Genomic DNA, 19163 nt, shown 5'->3' on the forward strand with positions numbered 1-19163 from the left:
TCGCGGTGGGCAACGGTCAGGCGCACGGGAACCACCTGGCTGCGGCGTCGGCGCGGGAACGGTGCTGCGCGAACCTGGTGCGCACCTGCTCGATGGCGGAGCCGAGCGGGAACAACTCGGTGGTGACGAGCTGGTCGTCGTGGTCGGCGCTCACCGGATGCCAGTACACCCCTTCGGCGGTGACGGTCACCTCGGGAATCAGCGACTCCATGGTCAACTCGACGCCGCTTTCGGCCACCCCGCGCCGCGCGAGAGGCCGGATCACCTGGTCGCGCCGGGGAATCCCGAGGTCGTCGAGAAACGCGTGCAGCGGCTGCTGGAAACGCAGCCGGCTCGGCGGCAACGTCGCCGCGACGCGAACCCGGAAGCCCTCCGCCAGCGCGAGCCGGATGCCCGCCACGGCACGCCGCCAGGAACCGCGACCACGGTGCCGGTCATGTGGCTCTGGATCGGCCGAGTCGAGACTGATCTGCAGCGTCAACCGATCGCGGTCCATCCGCCGCAGCGCGGCGAGCCTGCTGCCCCGCCACAGCATCCCGTTGGTGAGCAACGTGGTCGGCAGTACCGCGGTGCAGTGCGCCACCAACTCCTCGATATCAGGCAGCAGGAACGGCTCACCTCCGGTGAGCAGCAGTTCGCTCACGCCTGCCTCCGCCGCCTCGGCCGCCAGCCTGCGCACCCGGTCGGCTCCCAGCTCCCGTCTGGAAGCTCGCGGCGAGGAGCGGACGCAGCAGTAGTCGCAGGCCAGGTTGCAGTCGAAGTTGGTGTAGAGCCACAACCGCACCCCTGGCCGTTGCTGAGGGGCGAGTTCCGCCACCGGGTCCGGCGCCCGGCCGCGGCGCACGGTGGCGACACCGCCGCTGATGCCGAGCAACTCGTTGCCGGTGTGCTCGCACCACGCCGCGACGGTGTCGGCCTGCGCCGGGTCGAGCGGCACCGTGACGGTGTCACCTTCGGCCACCGCGCCGACGCGCTGCACCAGGTCGAGGATTACCACCACTGCGGCACTCCCTGCGCGCGCACGGCCGCGAACAACGACTCGTAACCGTCCATTCGCGGTGGTATCCACCGGCGCAACCCCTCCAGCTCAAGGATCGGCCGGTGCTCCGGGTTGTCCCAGTCCATCGCGAACAGCCACTCCAGCCACGGCCGGGTGCGCTCCTCACCGACATGGGGAAGTGCCGTGAAGTTGCAGTGCGAGTAGGTGGGCGATTCCCAGAACACCTCGAACGCGCCCGGCATCAGTCGCTCGCGCCCGATCGCCTCCCAGGTGTTGCTGCCGACCACTGCCGCGTCGGCACGCTCGTCGAGCACGGCGCGCAACGCGTCCAGCTCGCTGCGGCCGGTGTCGCCGTGCTTGCCGACGTCGCTGTCGTTGCGCAGCAGTTCCACATCCCGCACGTCGAGACCGGCCTCGGCCAGGTAGTGCACCGGCAGGATCGCGGCCTGCGCCGAGTCGCGGGAACCCAGCGCCAGCCGCCTGCCCTTGAGGTCGGCCAACCCGGCGAGTCCGCTGCCCGGTCTGGCGACGAACAGGCTCTGGAACACCGCGTCGGTGTCGCGCATCGCCAGTGCCCTGCATGCGCCGTCGGTGCGGCCGACGGTGCGGACCCAGGCCAGGTTGGTGTTCCACGCCAGGTCGATCGTGCCGTCCAGCAACGCCCGTACCTGGCTCGCGTAGTTGGAGAACAGCACGAAATCCATGGGGGCGGGGCCGTCGGCGAAGTAGTCGCGCATCCCTTCCCAGATCGTGACGACGTTGGGCGTGTAGGCAACAGCGCCGACGACAAGCGGCTCGTTCACGGTGTCGATCCCCTTTCCCTGGTCAGAAGAGTGGCAGCCCGGTGAGGGCCTTGCCGTAGAAGTCGTAGAGCGCGTCGGCCGTGGGAGCCATCACGTGTCCGGCCCTGGCGTCGCGGAAGTAGCGGTCGATGCCGAGGTGCTGGGAGAAGGCGGCGCCGCCACACACCCGCATCGCCGCGTCGGTCACCCGAAGCGCGGCGTCGTTGGCGGCGGCCTTGCTGCCGAGTACGTGCAGCATCGCGTCCTCGCCGGGCCGTGCCAGCGCCTCGGCGGTCTGCCGCAACATCGCTCGCATGCCGGTGACCTCGATCGACATCCGCGCCAGTTGCGCGCGAATGGTCGGTAGTGCCGACAGGCTCTGCTCGAGGTGCTGGAATGTCGCCGCGGTGGCGTGCGCTGTCGCGGCGTCGGTGGCCGCACCCGCGAGCCCTGTCGACACGGCAGCGTTGCCGAGGTTGAACCACGGCAACACGGCTTCCATCATCAGCGCGAACCCGCCACCTGCCTCGCCGAGGCGTGCGGTGGTGGGCAGTTCCACGTCGAGGGTGACGGGTGCCGACGCGTTGCCGCGCAGGCCGAGCCCGCGCCAATCGCCCGACACGGTGATGCCGGGTGTCGTGGCGGGGATCGCCACGAGGTCGACGGCGTCGCCGTGTGGGGTCAGTGTCGAGGCGACGTAGATGTCGGCGTGCCCGGCGGAGGTCACCCAGCTCTTGTCGGCGCGCACCCGCAACGTGTCACCCTCGGCCGCGGCACGCGAGACCGGTGCCCAGAAGTGCGAGCGCGAACCTCGCTCCGAAAGGGCGAGCGAGGCCAGCACCTTTCCAGCGGCCACTTCGGACAGCAGTCCGGGCATGGCGGCGGGCGCGGCCCGCGCCAGCGGCATGGTGGCGCTGACGTGCATCAGGTAGATCATCGCGGTGGAGCCGCACTCGGCCGCCAGCGCGCTGACCACGTCGGCGAACTCGTGTGGCCCGCACCCGAGTCCACCGTACTCGGCAGGCACGGTGAGCCCCAGCAGTCCCGACTCCCGCAGAGCCGCCACCGGCTCGGTGGGAAACCGTGCTTCGCCGTCGACCTCGGCGGCATGTTCGCGTGCCAGTTCCAGCACCGGGGCCAGCAGCGGGGAAAGCTTGTCGATTCCGGCGTTCACAGTGCTCCTCGTGGCTTCTCGGGTGTGTTTGGCATTGTTGTTCAACGGGATTCGCCGGGCGCTCGCCTGGGAACCAGGCCGACCACCAACAGCCCGCAACCCAACCCGAGCAGCAGGGAGAAGGTGGAACCGTTGCCTTCGAACCAGTTGGTGCCACCGCCGAGTTGCACCAACTGTGTGATCGCCGCGGCGAGGAACGCCGCGCCCGCCGCCAGCACCACGGCGCGGACGGCGAGCAGCCCACCTGCCACCGCCACCGCGCCTGCCGCCAGGAGCAGCACCAGCCCGGGCCCACGTACCTGGACGAAGTCGTAGGGCAGGTGCGAGCCGGGGGAGAGCGCGAACAACGTGCTCAGCAGCGCCCCGGCTCCCAGGGCCGCCGCTGCCTTGTCGGCGGCGGAGAGCGTCATGTCAGTCCTCTCAGCAGTCGTGCCGCGCGGCTGTTGCCCAGCGCCGGGCGCAACACGGCGTCCACCCCGAAGTGGCGGCCCGCCGCGGTGGCGAACAGGGCGAGGTGAACAAGGATCATCAGGTAGTAGGACCAGTGCCACTCGTGCGGCGCGTTGAGCACGGAAAGTGTGATCACAACGGACTGGCCGACGCCGACGACCGCCCACAGCCGGGTCGCGAGGCCCACCAGGAGAAAGGCCCCCAGCCCCGCCTCAACCAACAGGGTCACCCAACCGAACACGGCGAAGTTGGGCAGCACGACGTGCTCGACGAACCAGGCGTAGGGACCCCAGACCGGTCGATCGACGGCGAACCGGGTGAAGTAGAAGAGCCCGCCGCCACCGTCCTCGCCGAAGTCCGGCGGCACCTTCCATGCCGCGTTCTGGATCCACAGCAGCGCCACACCCACCCGCACGAAGGCCAGCAGAGCCCCTGATGCCGGCCCCGTGCCGACCGCTTGTCCGACCCGGACATTCATCGTGCGCCCTCCGTTGGCTCAGCCGTGCCACCAGCCAAGCCAACCCTTGTCCGGGTCACAAGGGCATGGCTCCTTACGGACCCCTAACGGGCGACGAGCAGTATCGGGCGCCGCCCGTTTGGAGCCGGGTCAACAGGGAATTCGAAGAGTTACCGAAGAAGGGAGCGATCCATGAAGGACACTCGCAACGAGGAGACGGCACCGTACGGCATTCCGGTGCCCGACATCTCCGACGACGCGCCGGGTGGCGAGCAGCGAACCGCCGACCGGGCAGACCTGGCACCGCGATCCGCCGGTTCGTCACGGCCACGAAGCTCCGACGACGAGGGGCCGTCACAGCGGCACTGAAACCGCCGAAGCGGCATCGCCCGCCGACACCGACACGGACACCAACACGGACACCGACACCGACACCGACACCGACACCGGCACCCGCACGGATGGGACTGGGCCAGCACGGAAGCGGGCCGCAGGGTCCACCCGACCGGGCGCGGTCCCGACACGGTTGCGGCGGCAGCCGCGCGGCCCCCCGCCCGCCGTGAGTGACGTTCCGCCAACCTCCCGGAGTTTCGCCAGGCCCCGTGGCGCATGAGCTGGCCTGACTGTGAGGCTTGGTCCGCTGCGGTGCTTCGCGAACCCCCGGTGCTTCGCCCGCCGTGGCGCATTGGCCTGGTCCGTGAGGCTTGGCTTCAGCACGGCGTTTCGCCAACCCCCGGAGTTTGCCAAGCCCGGTGGCGCTTTGGCTCGGCCTGGCCGTGAGGCTTGTCGGCCTGCGGCCCGTGGTGCACCGGGCGAGGTGGAGCGACCCGCTGCGGCGCTTCGCGAACCCCCGCCGCTTCGCCTGCCGTGATCGCGACGGCTGAGACGCAGGTCACGTACCTAGCGCTCGATAAATAGCTAGTCTCGGGCTGGCCGTTGCGAGAGGAAGGTGCCCGAGGCGTATGGTGCGGACCAGGTTCTGTGATGTCTTCGGGGTCGATTACCCGATCGTTCAAGGCGGGATGCAGTGGGTGGGCAGGGCCGAGTTGGTGGCCGCTGTCGCCAACGCCGGTGGCCTCGGCTTCATCACCGCGCTGACCCAGCCTTCGCCCGAGGACCTGGTCGCGGAGATCTCCCGATGCAGGGACATGACCGACAAACCGTTCGGCGTGAACCTGACGATCCTGCCCTCGATCAATCCGCCGCCGTACGCCGAGTACCGCGACGCGATCATCGAGTCCGGCGTACCTGTGGTGGAGACCGCGGGCTTCAACCCCGCCGAGCACCTGCCCGCCTTCGCCGAGGGCGGCGTCAAGGTGCTGCACAAGTGCACCAGCGTCCGGCACGCCGTGAAGGCGCAGGAACTGGGCGTCGACGGCGTCTCCGTCGACGGGTTCGAGTGCGCGGGCCACCCCGGCGAGGACGACGTGCCCGGCCTCGTGCTCGTCCCTGCCGCGGCCGAACGCATCGACATCCCGATGATCGCCTCCGGGGGCTTCGGCGACGCACGCGGACTGGTGGCGGCACTCGCGCTGGGGGCGGACGGGATCAACATGGGGACCCGGTTCGTCGCCACCGTGGAAGCCCCCGTGCACGACAACGTCAAGCGCAGGCTCGTCGAGGCCACCGAGCGCGACACCGAACTGATCTTTCGGCAGCTGCGAAACACCGCGCGCGTCGCGCGCAACAGCGTCAGCACCGAAGTGGTGTCCCGGCTGGCCGCGGGCGGTGCGTTCGAGGATGTGCGCGACCTCGTCGCCGGTACCCGCGGGCGCAAGGTGCTCGAAGTGGGCGACCTCGAACTGGGGATCTGGACCGCGGGTCAGGTGCAGGGAATCATTCACGACATCCCGACCGTCGCCGAGTTGATCGACCGAATCGTCACCGGCGCCCGTGAGCTGATCAACGACCGGCTCGCGGCAGTGGTGCGCTGAGCCAGGAAGGAACGAGCGGCATGGACATCAGCAACGGGGTCGCCCTGGTGACCGGTGGCGCGTCGGGTCTCGGCCTCGCCACCGTGCGCGAGCTGCACGGCAAGGGCGCGAAGATCGCCGTGGTCGACCTGCCGTCGTCGCAGGGCCACACCGTCGCCGACGAACTCGGCGACGGTGTCGTGTTCGCGCCCGCCGACGTCACCGACGAGGATCAGGTGGCGGCGGCGCTGGACGCCGCGGAGCGGCTCGGCACCCTGCGCACGGTTGTGAACTGCGCGGGCATCGGCAACGCGTTCAAGACCGTCGGCAAGTCGGGTGCCTTCCCGCTGGCCGACTTCACCAAGGTCGTGCACGTCAACCTGATCGGCACCTTCAACGTGATCCGGCTGGCCGCCGAGCGCATGGCGAAGGCCGAGCCGGAGGGCGAGGAACGCGGTGTCGTCGTCAACACCGCTTCGGTCGCCGCGTTCGACGGGCAGATCGGGCAGGCCGCCTACTCCGCATCCAAGGGCGGCATCGTGGGCATGACATTGCCGATCGCCCGTGACCTGGCCTCACTGCGGATCAGGGTGGTCACGATCGCGCCCGGACTGTTCCACACCCCGCTGTTCGCCGCCCTGCCGGAGGAGGCGATCGCCTCGCTCGGCGCGCAGGTGCCCCACCCGTCCCGGCTGGGGGACCCCGCGGAGTTCGCCGCGCTCGCCCTGCACATCGTCGAGAACCCCATGCTCAACGGCGAGACGATCCGGCTGGACGGCGCCATCCGGATGGCGCCGCGCTGATCGGGCGCGGCAGCCGGGCAGGCGAGCGCGACGAGGTGGTGGTCGGGCTCGCCGGGTATGGTCGTGGCCGCCCGGCAGTACGTTCGGTAGGTGCAGATGGCGCGAGGCGACGACACGGTGAGTGAGGTCGACTGGCGGCACTACGAGCCGCTCGACCTCACCCCCATCCTGGCGGGCGCGCTCGACGCGTTCTACGAGCACGGCTTCCACGGCACGACGGTGCGCGACATCGCCCGCAGGGTCGGGCTGACCGTGCCCGCGCTGTACTACCACCACGAGAACAAGGAGGGCGTGTTCACCGCCCTGCTGGAACTCGGCACCGGCGACGTGGCCTGGCGGGTCCGGGCGGCGGCCGCCGCGGGTGGCGAACGACCTCAGCAGCAGTTCGTCAACGTGGTGGAGGCGATCGTGCTGCACACCACGCAGCGGCTGCAACTGTCGGCGCTCGACCTGGAGCTGAGACACCTCTCCGCACGCAACCGCAGACGGTACGCGGCCAGGCGCAAGGAGATCGAGGACCTGCTGCTCGGGATCGTGCAGGCCGGCGTGCGCGACGGCGTGTTCACCGCCACCGTCCCCGAGGAGACCGCGCGCGCCGTGCTCGGGATGTGTCAGTCCATCGCCAGGTGGTACCGCCCCGACGGGCCGCTGTCGCCCGCCGACGTGGCCCGCAGGTACATCGACATCGCGCTGCTGACGGTCGGAGCGCGGCCGGGTGCCGCCGATCGGGCAGCCTCGACCGCCGCGCAGCGGCAGGCACGCTGACCCACCGCGAGCCGTCCCGCTACCCGTGGGGCCGCCACGACGGGTCACGGCCGGTCAGCGCGATGAGGCGTGTGAGCGTCGGCGCGTCGTCGGGTACCGCGACGGGTGGCCCGAACAGTCCGGGACTGCCTTCGGGATGCTCGGCGACGCTCGCGCGTACGAACTCCAGCGCCGCCGCGAGCAGGGCGGGTTCACAGCGGAAGTCCTGACCGGTTGCGACCGCGAGATCCCAGCCGTGCACGATCACCTCGTCCAGCGCCACCACTCCGGCGACCTCGCCGGGCAGCGTGACGCCGCCCGCCTCGGTCTCGCCCGACCACGCCGACTCCTCGCGCCAGGCGGACGCGAGGTCACGCAGCCGTCGCGGCACGCGGGTGCGCAGGCCCTCACCCGGACCGGCCGCGTGTGGCGGGGGAGGAGGGTCGCCGACGTGGACCGGTTCCTTGCGTGCCGCCCCGGTGAACGCCACGGCGAGGCCGTCGACATGGTCGAGCAGGTCGCCCACGGTCATTCGCTCGCACGGGGTGGGACCGCCGAGCTGGTCGTCGCGCACACCCCGCACCAACCGGGCCAACTCCTCGGTCGCCGGTGCCAGGTCGAATCTGTCAGCCATTCGCCTACCGCCTTCCTGCCGTGCCGTTGTGTCGCCGTGTCGTCGCGTCGAGTTGAATGCTGCCGGCCCGCACCGACATTTCCGGCGCGGCGACGAGTTCCGGTCCTCGCCGGTGTCTACCCGGCGACGGCGTAACCGCAGGCGGAAGGTTGGATGTCATGGCGAAGGTGCTGTACTCGTGCACGATGTCGTTGGACGGCTTCATCGCGGGTCCCGGTGGCGACATGTCCTGGCTCACCGAACATCTCGGCCCCAACCCGACGGTGGAAGGGTTCATGGCCAGGATCGGGGCGCTGCTCGTGGGCAACCGCAGCTTCCGAGGCGACGACCCACACCGGGGAACACCGAAGGAGGGCAAGCCGTTCGGAGGGGGCTGGAGCGGCCCACAGTTCGTGCTGACCCACAACCCGCCGGACACCCCCGTGCCGGGCACCACGTTCGTCGGTGACCTGAACAGCGGCCTCGCCCAGGCCAAGGCCGCGGCGGGAGACGGCTACGTCAACGTCATCGGAGCCAGTGTCGCCGCGCAGTGCCTCGCGGCCGACGAACTCGACGAGTTGCTGGTGCTCGTCGCGCCGGTGCTGCTCGGTGACGGAGTGCGGCTGTTCGACCAGCCAGGAGGCACCAGGGTGCGGCTGGAACGGCTGGGCCTCACCCACACCCCGCACTCCACGGACCTGTGGCTGCGCGTCGTGCGGTAGTCCCGCGCGTCAGTCCCGGTCGGCGGGCTGCACCCGCAACGGCACCGACACCGCGCCCACCTCCGGCATCCTGGCGCCCTCCACCTCGCCCGCGAGTTCGAACCGGCGGGTGCCCGCCAGCAACGTCCGCAGCGCCACCAGAATCCCGAGCCTGGCCAGCGGCATTCCCGCACACCGGTGCCTGCCCCTGCCGAAGGCCAGATGCTCGTGGATGTTGCTGCGGCCCAGCCGGAAGCTGTCCGGCTCGGTGAAGACCTCCTCGTCGCGGTTGGCCGACGCGTAGGCCAGCGTGACGGGCTCGCCGGGCCGGACGGTGCGGCCGTGCAACGTCAACTCCTGCGACACCGTCCGCGCGAACCCGCGATAGGGGGTGTAGAGCCGCAGGAACTCCTCGATCGCCCCGGGGAGCAGTTCCGGCCGGGCGCGAAGCTGTCGCTGCAGCGCCTGGTCGGCACACAGGTGGACACAGATCGACCCGAGCAGGATCGGTGGGGCCACCATTCCCACCACCAGCGACTGCCGCAGCGCGCCCACGATGTGCTCGCGGTCCAGCGGAAGGCCCCGGTACCGTTGCGCCAGCAGCGAGCTGGCAGGGTCGGTGTCGACCGGTAGCGGTCGCCGCTGCCGCTGCGCCACCAGTTCACGGGCGATGCCGTACATGTGCTCGCTGTGCTCGTTGACGGCGGCGCTGTCCTGCGCCCGCCAGGCGTTCACCCATCGCGCGGCCGTGCGGGCGAGCATGGGAGCCACCTCGGGGTCGAGATTGAGCCATTCCACCGTGACCCACGCCGGGAACCGCGCGCCGAACTCCTGCGCCACATCGCCCTGCCCGCGCCGCAGCATCGGTTCGAGTTCGCGGCGGGCGTGCTCGGCCAGCGGGGCCTCCATCGCTGCGATCCGCTGCCGCCGCAACGTGCGGTCCAGCGCCCTGCGGTACGGGGTGTGCTCCGGCGCGTCGAAGTTGAGCGGCGGCCTGCGCAAGCCACGAGGGTCGCTGGGTACCACGGCGCGCACCGAGGACAGGAACGTGGTCGAGTCGCCTGCCGCCGCTTTCACGTCGGCGTGCCTGCTCAGTGCCCAGTGACCGCCGTAGGCGCTGCTGTAGGCGAGCGGGCAGTGCGCCCGTAGCCGCGCGTACATGGCGTACACGTCGGCGGGCGCCTGGCTGCGCGACGGGTCGAAGTCGTCGAGCGGTGCGGTCACGGCGCCGCCCGCCGGGCCGAGGGTACGAACCGCATGGGAACGGAGTTCGTGCCCCACTCCGCCCACTTGGCCATCACGATCGGCCCGGACACCGCGAAGTCGCTGGTGCGCGCCAGCGCCTCCCGCAGCGTCTCGACGAGCATCATGCGCGCGAGCGGGGCGCCGGGACAGCTGTGCACGCCCGCTCCGAAGGAGATGTGCTCGCCGAGATTGGGGCGGTCGAACACGAAGCTCTCGCCGTCGGGAAAGACCCGCTCGTCCCTGTTGGCAGAGGTGTAGACCAGTGCGATCGGCTCGCCTGCCCTGATCAACCTGCCGCCGAACACGACGTCGCGGCGCGCGGTGCGCGCCATTCCCCGGTAGGGCCCGTACAGCCGCAGGAACTCCTCCACGGCGGCGGGTATGCGGTCCGGCCGCTCCCGCAGCGTCCTCGCCAGCTCGGGGTCGCCACTGAGATGCACGAACATGTTGCCGATGAACACACTGGGCGCCACCATGCCGGTGACCAGCAGCTGGCGGACACAGCCGAGCACCATGTCGGCCGGCAGCGGCTCGCCCTCGTAGGTGGCATGCATCAGCGCGGTCGTCAGGTCGTCGCCGGGGTCCATCGGGCTGGTTCGGCGCTCGTCGATCACCGCCTGCGCGATCTCGTAGAGCTTGCCGCTGAGCCGTTTCACGTTGTCGTCGTCCACCGCGATGATCGCGGCGACGTACTCGGCGCTGATCTGCTTGATCAACGCCGAGAGCTCTCTGGGCAGGTTGAAGAACTCCGCGAACACCATCGCGGGGAACTTCTGCGCGTAGTCGACGCTGATGTCGCCCGAGCCCGCCTCGATGAGCGGGGCGAGTTGTTCCGCGGCGAGCGCCCTGACCTTCGGGTGCAGTGCCCGCATCTTGCCGGGGGTGAAGAACCGGTTGATCACCCGCCGGTAGGCCGTGTGCTCCGGCGGGTCGAGATGCAGCGGTGGCCGCCTGCCGGTGAACGCGAACTTGGGCACGGTGTTCTGCACCGACGTGGTGAAGGTGTCCGTGTCGCGCAGCACCCGCCTGACGTCCTCGTGGCGCAGCAACGCCCAGAACCCGCCGTCGAAGGTCGTGCTGTAGGCGACGGGGCAGCGCGAGCGCATGTCGCGGTACAACTCGTGTGCGCTGGTGAACGTCTCCGGCCGCAACGGGTCGAAGTCGCTTTCCGGTTCGCGCTCGCGGTCACTGGGTCGCGGCGTCATCGTGGCTCCTCGTCGGCGGGTCGGCGGTTCACTGGCTGGAGAGCAGTTGCTTGAGCTGCGCCGCCTGTTCCGGCGAGACCGCGGCGGGACGCTCGAATCCCTGCGGAAGTCCCTTGCCGTAGGGCGAACCCGCACCCGAGACCTCGGCCAGCAGGCCACTGCCCTCCTCGGAGAGCAGGAAGTGCGCGAACAGCTTGGCGGCATTGGGGTGCTCGGAGCCCGCGGTCAGCCCCAGACCGATTTCCGGGCCGGTCGTCGGGCCGGGGATCGTCGTGTCGACGGGTGCACCCGACTCGCGGAGGTTGCGCACGATGGCCTCGACGCCGGGGTGGCCGAGCGCGAACTCACCTGCCGCCACCGCCTGGGTGCCCGGTACCGCACTGTTCTGCCAGGCCGGGTTGTTCGCGGCGACCCCGCGCAGGAAGTCGTCGCCGTAGTTCTGCCGCATCAGGTGCCAGAACGCGAGGTTGGCAGGCGAGGTGGCCGGGTCGGCCATGGCGAGTTTGCCCCGGTAACGGGGGTCGGCGTAGGCCTGCCACGACGACGGTGCCTGCGTCACCGTGTCGGTGTTGTAGACCATGCTGGTGGGCACGAGGCTGACGATGGCAACGTCGCCGTCCTGCGCGAGGTAGTCGGCAGGGTAGTTCTCGGGATAGCCCGGTATCCCCGCCGAGGACAGCGGGGTGAGCCAGTTCTTCTGCAGCGCTTCGGCGTAGAAGGGGGAGTAGGTCAGCAGGATCGCGTCGCTGGCCGGTGCCTTCGCGTCAGCCTCCGAGGAGAACCGCTGTGCCAGATCGGCCGACACCAGCCGCACCGGCCGCACCTGCACGCCGTACAACTCGGTGAACTTCTCGGCGACCGCGCGCAGCACCTGCTCGTCCGGAATCCCGTACAGCGTGAGCGTGCCTTCCTCCCGCGCCGCGGCGACGAGTTCCTTCAGCGCGGGGTCGGTGACCTCGGCGGTGCCCTCACCGGCGGAGGGTCCACCGCCGCAGCCCGCAAGGCCCGCCGCGAGCGCGACGGCCGCGCCGAGAACCACCGAACGTCTCGTGATCTTGTTCATGCCGTACCTCCACATCGTTGTGGCAACAAGGGTTGTGGCGAAAGGGCTGTGGCGAAAAGGACTGTGGCGAAGAGGACTGTCGCGAAGAGGGCTGTGGCGAACAGGGAATCCGCCGGCGGCGGGGACTTCGCGAGTCACACGCCCGCCACCTTGGTAGGAACACCGGTCCTGGTGGCACGCCGGGTGTAGGCGAGCACGGCTGCCAGTACCAGGCCGGTCAGCAGCACCAGCACCGTTGCCAGTGAGGCGAGCAATGCGTAGGACCCGCCGGTGAAGACCTCGAGGATGCGGAACCCGACCACGGGGTTGCCCGTGCCCGCCAGGATCGCCGAGGCGGTGAGGTCACCGACCATCCTGATGAACAGCAACGCCCAGCCCGCGACAAGGCCGGGGGTCATCAGGGGCAGGTACACCTTCCGGAATGTCCGCAGTGGACCGGCGCCGCACACCGCCGAGGCCTCGGGCAGCTCGGTACCGACTCCGCTCACGGCCGCGTCCGCGGCGATCGAGGCCTGCGGCAGGTAGAGCGCGAGGTAGCCGATCAGCAGGATGGCCAGCGTCCCGGAGAGCAGGAACGGAGCTCCGCCGAACAGCAACAGGATGCCGACGGCGATGACCATGTTGGACACCGCCGCGGGCAGTTTGATGCCCGCGTCGACGGAGGTGGCGAGCGCGGTCCGGTGGCGGGCGACGTAGAGCGCGACCGCCGCGGCCGCGAGGATGCCGATCAGCCCGCCCACGACGCCGAGTCCCAGGCTGTTGGCCAGCGCCTGGCTGGTGACGGGGTCGTCGAACACGGCCTGCCGCAACGCGGTCAGGTTCAACGAGCCCCACGAGATGTCGGGTGTCCAGAAACCGTTGAGTGACACGAGCACGAGCGCCAGCATCGGCAGCACCGTGGACAACAGCACGTAGCCCAGCATCAGCGCACGAGCGGGCCACTTCCACGCGCCCAGCTCGATCCTGCGCGCCGCTGCACCCTTCCCGCTGAACACCGCGTGCCTGCCCCGGCGCAGAATGCGCAACTGCAGCCAGTAGGCGAGGCCGACGAACGCGATCACGAAGCCACTGAGCCCCACCGCTACCTCGGTGTCCGGCGGGTAGCTGAAGGTGAGCAGTTCGACGATGCGCACCGACAGCACCTCGATGCCCGCCGGTGTCCCCACGATCGCGGGCAGCGAGAACATCCCCATGCCGAACCAGATGGCGAGCAGCGCGCCTGCGCCGAGGCTGGGTGCCACGACGGGCAAGGTGACCTTACGCAGCGTGCGCAGGGTCGCGGCGCCGCTGAGCCGCGAGACCTCCTCCAGCGAGGAGTCCAGGGTGCGAAACCCCGCCGAGGCGCTCATGAACACGAACGGCACGGCGTAGAAGGCGTACACCAGGATCAGGCCGTACCAGCTGTGAATGTTGAACGGCCCGCTGTCCACGGAGATCCCGACAACCGAGAGCGCGTCGCGAAGCCAGCTGTTGAGCAGACCGGCACGGGGGGAGAGCAGCATGACCCACCCGACGGCGCCCGCCACGGGCGGAAGCAGGAACGGCAGCAGCGGAAGCGAGTCGGTCAGCGGCCCCATCCTGGCGTCGGTCCGCTCGTTGAGCCAGGCCAACCCGATCCCGATCACCCAGGCGACCGCACTGCTGGCCAGCACGACGATCAGGGTGTTCAGCAGCAGTTCGCCGAGCCCTGGCAGCGTGAGGGTCCGGATGATCGGTCGGATCGTGAAGCCGCCGTCCACCCAGAACATGCCGACGAGCACGCGAAGCAGCGGAACCATGACGATCGCGATGAGCGCCACGCCGATCAGCAGGCTCACCGTGTCGAACGGGCCGGGCAGCCGGGAGCGCAGCCGGGTCCGCCCGCCCACCGGAGCAGGTGGCGTCGAGGTGATCACGCGTCCTCCGCGGGCAGCACCAGCACATCGACCTCGGAAACCTCGACCCACACGTCGCTGCCTGCGTCGAGCAGACCGGCTCCAGGAACCTGTACCCGCAGCTCGCGGTCGCCGATGCCGACGACCTGCTCGGTGTAGGGGCCCACGAACAGCGACGCCCGCACCCGGCCACGGAACCTGTTCGCGGCCACCGGGTCGCAGGTCGACAGGGTGCAGTTCTCCGGGCGCCACATGGCCGCGACGCGGTCGCCGACCCCGATCCGGCCCGCGCCGAGCCTGCCGGTGACGGTGCCGAGGTCGGTGTCCACCACCGCGGTGTCCGCCTTGATCGCGGTGACCTTGCCGAGCGCCTCGTTCATCGTTCCGACGAACGAGGCGACGTACCGGTTGGCCGGCCGCGTGTAGACCTCCAGCGGCGAGGCGAGCTGCACGATGCGCCCGGCCTGTAGCACAGCGATCCGGTTACCGAGTTGCATCGCCTCCGCCTGGTCGTGCGTCACGAAGAGGGCGGCGAAGCCGAGCTCTCGCTGCAGCGTCAGCAGCTCGATGCGCAGCTGTTCGCGGACCTTGGCGTCAACGTTGGACAGCGGCTCGTCGAACAGCACCAGCGAGTCGTTGCTGACCAGTGCGCGTGCCAGCGCCACCCGCTGCTGTTGGCCACCGCTGAGCTGCGCCGCGTACTGCCCTTCCAGCTCTGCGATGCCCACGAGTTTCAGCGCGGCGCGGGCCCGACGGGCGATCTCGGCCTTGTCCCGCCGTGAATCCGCGCGGCTTTGCAGCGGGTAGGCGACGTTGCTCAGCGCGGTCATGTGCGGCCACAGCGCGTAGGACTGGAACACCATGCTCACGCCGCGCCGCTCCGGCGGGACGTTGATACGTGAGGCGGAGCAGAAGCGCACCGTGCCGCCGAAACTGATGCTGCCCTCGTCCGGCGTCTCCAGGCCCGCGATCGAGCGAAGGAGTGTGGTCTTGCCGCAGCCGCTCGGCCCGAGCAGCACGACGAAGTCACCGGGCTCGACGTCGAAGGACACCTGGTCGATGGCGGGCACGGTGGAGCCGTCCCTGCGGCGGAATCGCTTCGCGAGACCGCTGACCCGCACGACCGGGTCGGGCTTGTCCCGCTTGGGTAGGACATCCATGTCCCACTCCTCCTCGAGGTCGGTCGGGCACGAGACCCGGGCCGAATGGCGCCAACACTATCGCCGATTGGTGATCCGGTCGTCAACAGATTGACGCCTAATTTGCCGCACGGCCCTACACCGGAACCAGCTCTGGTGATCTCACCAGTGCTCGCGCTTGGCCTCCGCCAGTCGCCACGCCGCCGTCGCCTGCTCGAAGGGGGTGTCGCCGTGTGCCCTGTCGCCCAACGAGTGCAGCAGCTTCGTCACGCTCGCCAGGTCGTGGCGCGTGGTCAACTCCGCCAGCTCCGGTGCACGCCTGGCCAGGACCTGCCGAAACCGCAGCTCGGCGACGGGTCCGAGGCGTTCGTAGATCTCCACGAAGACGCGTTGCGCCTTGTCGCGCTGGAAATCCCGCGGCAGCAGTTCGGCGGGCAGGTCCGGGTCCAGCCGCTGGAAATCGCGCCACTGCGCGCCGAGTTCGGTGCGGATGCGCAGCGCCTCGGCCGGGTCGATCCGGCCCGCGGTCGCCCGCCGCAGCACCGGTTCGTAGCGCTCGACGAACCCGCGGTACTCCTGGGCGAGTTCTCGAAGGTCGAAGGCGTCGGCGGGGTGCCTGCCGGTGCGGTGTCGCGGCTCGGTGCAGCGCAGCACCGTCGCCGCGCTGACGCCCAGCTCCCGCAGCGCGGCCGCCGCGGCGTCGGTCAGCTCGTGCGGGGATACCCACACGCCGTCGTACAGCGGCGCGAACCCGAGTACCCGCAGCCTCGTGCGCAGGGCGGTTCGCAGCCCGCGTTCCTCCTCGGGCACGGAGAACGCCACGACGGTCCACGCGCCGTCCCACTCCGGGGGCGAGGAGCCGAACGTCAGCATCCGGTGGGTGTGCTCGACGATCACCGCCGCCGTCCTGGGCGGGATGCCGTACGCGGTCGTGCGGCCGTCGCGGCGGACGGTGAGCAGACCTCGGGCGGCCAACCTGCGCATGGCGGTGCGAGCACCCGCGGCGGTGATGTCGAACTCGGCGAGCAGCTCCACCAGCGCGGCGGAGGGGATATGCTCCTCGCGCCAGTACCAGAAGTCACCCAGCAGCGACCTCAGCAGCTGTTGCGGTCGCGCCCCGTTGGGTCGGTGCGGTGCGGTGGTGGTCATGGCTGGGTGGGTGCTCTCGTCCGGTTCTGGCGGGCCGGCCAAGCCTACCGCTGTGCCGTGCGGATGATGTTTCGACTCCGGTTTTGCGCCGTACCGCAAGCGCCGGATCATCAAAACAGGAGCCAAATTGTGATCCCTACGTCCCCATAGTGCCGTCGGACCGGATCGGGGCCCAGCGGTATTCCGCCCCCGCCGGTGGCCCTTGCCACGGCGTGAGCAGGGCACCCGGCCACGGGCGCGACGCATACTGGTCTGTGATGGCTGGAGTGAAATCGGTACTGGCGCACCTGACCGGAAAACATGCGCGTATTCGCCCCGTGCCCCGCAAGGTGGCGCTGGTAGGAACGGCCGTGGTGATCGCCGCGCTGGTGGTGCTCAACCTGGCCAAGAACCTGCTGCCCTGGGCGGGGGTGTCGGTGAGCGTCGTCGCGGCGGCAGGGCTGCTGCTGTTCGCCCGCAGGCACGGGCTCAGCTGGGCACAGCTCGGGCTCGGCAGGGACCGGTTGCGCTCGGGCCTGCTGTGGGGACTGGCCGCGATCGCCATCGTGATCGGCATCTACGTCATCGGCGTGTCACTACCGATGACCCGGTCGCTGTTTCTCGACGCCAGGTACCACTCCGGCGTGTCGCAGGCGTTGCTGACCGCCTTCGTACTGATCCCGCTGGGCACGATCCTGCTCGAGGAAGTGGCCTTCCGCTCGGTGCTGTGGGGCATGCTGTCGCGTCACATGACCGCATGGCGGGTGCTGCTGACCTCCTCGGCGCTGTTCGGGCTGTGGCACGTACTGCCGTCGCTGCAGGTCACCGGTGCCAACCAGGGGCTGAGCGACGTCGTGTCCAGCCAAAGCCCGTGGACCACGGTGCTGGTGGTGGCGGGGACGGTGGCCTTCACCGCCGTCGGCGGCATCGTGGCGGGCGAACTGCGCAGACGCAGCGGCAGTGTGCTCGCCAGCGCGGGAATGCACTGGGCCACCAACTCCCTCGGTGTGCTGTTCGGCCTTGTGGCGTGGCAGCTGGCTGCCTGAGCCTGCCACCCGATCAGGAGAGGCGACGCGCGTCGCTGTCACCACCCCGGGTTGCTCATGACCTGCCATGATGGCGGCGTGGTGGGGTCGGTAACCGTCCGGCGGCAGGCCAAGCAGCCGGTATGGAAGCGCCTGGGTTCGCGCGCGGCCCGGCGACTGCGGGCGCTGTGGCCGCCTCGCTACAGCCTCGCCGGACTCATCGGGACCGTCGCGTTCGCGAGCGTTTCGTTCACCCCCTCGCTGCTGCCGCGAGGCTGGCTGCTGCAGGCAGCGTTCACCGGGATCACGGCCGCCGTGGGCTACGGCGTCGGCGTGGCGCTGGGCCGGCTCGTGCGGACGCTGGCGGGCACGTCCCCCTCGGCGAAGGCCCGTCGCGTCTCGTGGCTGCTGCTGGCCCTGCTGGGCATCCCGGTGCTGGCCTGGACGCTGTGGCTGGGACAGGACTGGCAGCGCAGGCTCCACCTGCTGATGGGGATGCCGCCACCCGACCCCTACGCCTGGCTGCCGATGCTCGCGGTGGCCTCGGCCGCGCTGCTGCTGATCATCGCGGCGTTTCGGCTGCTGCGCTGGCTGGTACGGGCACTCACCGCCAAACTCACCCCCCGGGTGCGGCCGCGCGTGGCGAGGGCACTGGCTGTCGCCGTGGTGTTCGTGCTGGTGGCAGCGCTGGCCAACGGCCTGCTGTGGCGGGCGCTGGTGAACGCCTCGGGCGACGCGTTCGGCACACCGGACCGCCCCGTCAGCGAGGACGTCTCCATGCCACTGGCACCGCAGCGTTCCGGCAGCCCCGCCTCACTGCTGCCGTGGGACTCACTGGGCCGTCACGGCAAGAACTTCGTCACCAGCGCGCCGACTGTCGCGCGGCTGTCGGAATTCTCCGGGGCACCCGCCCAACGGCCGGTGCGGATCTACGCCGGGCTCAACTCCGCACCTGATGTCGCCACCCGTGCCGCGCTCGCAGTGCGTGACCTGCGCAGGGCGGGCGGTTTCGACAGGAAGGTGCTCGTCGTGGCGCAGGCCAGCGGCAGCGGCACCGTGGATCCCGCCGCGGTGCAGGCGCTGGAGTACATGTACAACGGCGACACCGCCGTGGTGAGCATGCAGTACTCGTTCCTGCCGAGCTGGTTCTCCTTCGTCACCGACCGGCAGCGGGCACAGCAGACCGGTAAGGAACTGTTCGACGAGGTGCACCGGGCATGGGCGGCGCTGCCGGCGGAGCGGCGGCCGAAGCTGCTGGTGACCGGGACGAGCCTGGGCGCGTTCGGCATCGAGGCCGCCTTCGACGACCTCGCCGACGTACGCGGACGCACCGACGGTGTCGTGCTGGCGGGGCCGCCGTCGGCCGGCCCGCTGCACCAGTTCCTGGTGAATCACCGCGACCCGGGCTCCCCGCAGTGGCTGCCGGTGTACGACTCCGGCCGCACCGTGCGGTTCGCGTCCACCTCGCGGGACCTGTGGGCGCCCGAGGCGAGGTGGCAGTGGCCGCGGATGGTGTACCTGCAGCACGGTTCCGACCCGGTGGTGTTCTGGGACCCCGAGATCGCCGTGGCCCGGCCGGACTGGCTGGTCGAGCCGAGGGCTCCGGACGTTTCACCGCACCTGACGTGGTTGCCGTTGTTCACCTTCTGGCAGCTCACCGCGGACCTGCCCTACGCCCAGGACGTGCCGCCAGGCCACGGGCACAACTACCGGGCGCTCTTCGCGGACACCTGGGCGGCCGTGGCCCCGCCACCGGGTTGGACGGCCGCCGACACCCTGCGGCTGCGTTCGGTGCTGGAAACCATCGAGCGCTGAATTCGGGCGCCGGCCGCGGCGAGGTGTCGAGT

At 70.3% G+C, this 19163-nt stretch carries 19 protein-coding genes; 7 read left to right on the forward strand and 12 right to left on the reverse strand.

What is annotated here, in order from left to right:
• Positions 1-16 precede the first annotated feature (16 nt).
• The 5 genes from SACMADRAFT_RS12350 to SACMADRAFT_RS12370 are packed head-to-tail and all read right to left on the reverse strand — an operon-like array spanning position 17 to position 3884.
• Positions 17-1000 carry an Rv1681 family radical SAM protein gene (locus SACMADRAFT_RS12350; protein ID WP_009154154.1) on the reverse strand — a complete coding sequence of 328 codons (984 nt, stop codon included), beginning with the start codon at positions 998-1000 and terminating at the stop codon, positions 17-19.
• Positions 991-1803, reverse strand: a complete 813-nt coding sequence (locus SACMADRAFT_RS12355; protein ID WP_009154155.1) for an Rv1680 family SBP-like protein — start codon at positions 1801-1803, stop codon at positions 991-993. Before SACMADRAFT_RS12355 ends, SACMADRAFT_RS12350 begins: the two co-directional genes overlap by 10 nt.
• A gap of 22 nt (positions 1804-1825) precedes the next feature.
• Complete coding sequence (gene fadE16, locus SACMADRAFT_RS12360; RefSeq protein ID WP_009154156.1) at positions 1826-2956, reverse strand: Rv1679 family acyl-CoA dehydrogenase; 1131 nt, start codon at positions 2954-2956, stop codon at positions 1826-1828.
• Between the two features lie 41 nt (positions 2957-2997).
• Positions 2998-3366, reverse strand: coding sequence for an Rv1678 family membrane protein (locus SACMADRAFT_RS12365; protein ID WP_009154157.1), 369 nt, complete (start codon positions 3364-3366; stop codon positions 2998-3000).
• On the reverse strand, positions 3363-3884 hold the full coding sequence (locus SACMADRAFT_RS12370) for a TQO small subunit DoxD (protein WP_009154158.1): 522 nt from the start codon (positions 3882-3884) through the stop codon (positions 3363-3365). Before SACMADRAFT_RS12370 ends, SACMADRAFT_RS12365 begins: the two co-directional genes overlap by 4 nt.
• 171 nt (positions 3885-4055) lie before the next feature.
• Between SACMADRAFT_RS12370 and SACMADRAFT_RS29925 the strand changes: the two genes are divergently transcribed.
• The 4 genes from SACMADRAFT_RS29925 (at position 4056) to SACMADRAFT_RS12385 (ending at position 7344) form a co-directional block, all read left to right on the forward strand.
• Positions 4056-4232, forward strand: a complete 177-nt coding sequence (locus tag SACMADRAFT_RS29925) for a hypothetical protein (RefSeq protein WP_009154159.1) — start codon at positions 4056-4058, stop codon at positions 4230-4232.
• A gap of 593 nt (positions 4233-4825) precedes the next feature.
• The gene (locus tag SACMADRAFT_RS12375) at positions 4826-5797 is read left to right on the forward strand and encodes an NAD(P)H-dependent flavin oxidoreductase (protein WP_040925670.1); all 972 of its coding nucleotides are present in this window, start codon (positions 4826-4828) and stop codon (positions 5795-5797) included.
• A gap of 20 nt (positions 5798-5817) precedes the next feature.
• Positions 5818-6579, forward strand: coding sequence for a 3-hydroxyacyl-CoA dehydrogenase (locus tag SACMADRAFT_RS12380; protein WP_009154161.1), 762 nt, complete (start codon positions 5818-5820; stop codon positions 6577-6579).
• Between the two features lie 96 nt (positions 6580-6675).
• Entirely contained in the window at positions 6676-7344 is a 669-nt protein-coding gene (locus tag SACMADRAFT_RS12385) for a TetR/AcrR family transcriptional regulator (RefSeq protein ID WP_009154162.1), read from the forward strand.
• A gap of 19 nt (positions 7345-7363) precedes the next feature.
• Here SACMADRAFT_RS12385 and SACMADRAFT_RS12390 read toward each other — a convergent pair whose 3' ends face one another.
• Positions 7364-7957, reverse strand: a complete 594-nt coding sequence (locus SACMADRAFT_RS12390) for a TIGR03086 family metal-binding protein (protein ID WP_009154163.1) — start codon at positions 7955-7957, stop codon at positions 7364-7366.
• Positions 7958-8115: 158 nt separating this feature from the next.
• Between SACMADRAFT_RS12390 and SACMADRAFT_RS12395 the strand changes: the two genes are divergently transcribed.
• Entirely contained in the window at positions 8116-8658 is a 543-nt protein-coding gene (locus SACMADRAFT_RS12395) for a dihydrofolate reductase family protein (protein WP_009154164.1), read from the forward strand.
• Between the two features lie 9 nt (positions 8659-8667).
• On the opposite strand, the gene SACMADRAFT_RS12400 is transcribed toward SACMADRAFT_RS12395, so the two are convergent.
• From SACMADRAFT_RS12400 to SACMADRAFT_RS12425, 6 genes are all read right to left on the reverse strand, one after another.
• Positions 8668-9861, reverse strand: coding sequence for a cytochrome P450 (locus SACMADRAFT_RS12400; protein WP_009154165.1), 1194 nt, complete (start codon positions 9859-9861; stop codon positions 8668-8670).
• On the reverse strand, positions 9858-11087 hold the full coding sequence (locus SACMADRAFT_RS12405) for a cytochrome P450 (protein WP_009154166.1): 1230 nt from the start codon (positions 11085-11087) through the stop codon (positions 9858-9860). The genes SACMADRAFT_RS12400 and SACMADRAFT_RS12405 overlap by 4 nt, the downstream gene beginning before the upstream one ends.
• Positions 11088-11115: 28 nt before the next feature.
• Complete coding sequence (locus SACMADRAFT_RS12410) at positions 11116-12150, reverse strand: ABC transporter substrate-binding protein (protein ID WP_009154167.1); 1035 nt, start codon at positions 12148-12150, stop codon at positions 11116-11118.
• A 134-nt stretch (positions 12151-12284) separates the two neighbouring features.
• Positions 12285-14045: an ABC transporter permease gene (locus SACMADRAFT_RS12415; RefSeq protein ID WP_009154168.1), complete on the reverse strand. Its 1761-nt coding sequence runs from the start codon at positions 14043-14045 to the stop codon at positions 12285-12287.
• Positions 14042-15184, reverse strand: a complete 1143-nt coding sequence (locus tag SACMADRAFT_RS12420; protein ID WP_009154169.1) for an ABC transporter ATP-binding protein — start codon at positions 15182-15184, stop codon at positions 14042-14044. Before SACMADRAFT_RS12420 ends, SACMADRAFT_RS12415 begins: the two co-directional genes overlap by 4 nt.
• Before the next feature lie 141 nt (positions 15185-15325).
• The gene (locus SACMADRAFT_RS12425; RefSeq protein ID WP_009154170.1) at positions 15326-16312 is read right to left on the reverse strand and encodes a PaaX family transcriptional regulator; all 987 of its coding nucleotides are present in this window, start codon (positions 16310-16312) and stop codon (positions 15326-15328) included.
• A 257-nt stretch (positions 16313-16569) separates the two neighbouring features.
• Between SACMADRAFT_RS12425 and SACMADRAFT_RS12430 the strand changes: the two genes are divergently transcribed.
• Both SACMADRAFT_RS12430 and SACMADRAFT_RS12435 read left to right on the forward strand, forming a co-directional pair.
• Positions 16570-17337 (forward strand): CPBP family intramembrane glutamic endopeptidase, encoded by a 768-nt coding sequence (locus tag SACMADRAFT_RS12430; protein ID WP_009154171.1) that lies wholly within the window; start codon positions 16570-16572, stop codon positions 17335-17337.
• A gap of 78 nt (positions 17338-17415) precedes the next feature.
• Positions 17416-19131: an alpha/beta hydrolase gene (locus SACMADRAFT_RS12435; protein ID WP_198285968.1), complete on the forward strand. Its 1716-nt coding sequence runs from the start codon at positions 17416-17418 to the stop codon at positions 19129-19131.
• Positions 19132-19163: the final 32 nt, after the last annotated feature.

This window comes from Saccharomonospora marina XMU15 (genome assembly GCF_000244955.1).
Classification (GTDB): domain Bacteria; phylum Actinomycetota; class Actinomycetes; order Mycobacteriales; family Pseudonocardiaceae; genus Saccharomonospora_A; species Saccharomonospora_A marina.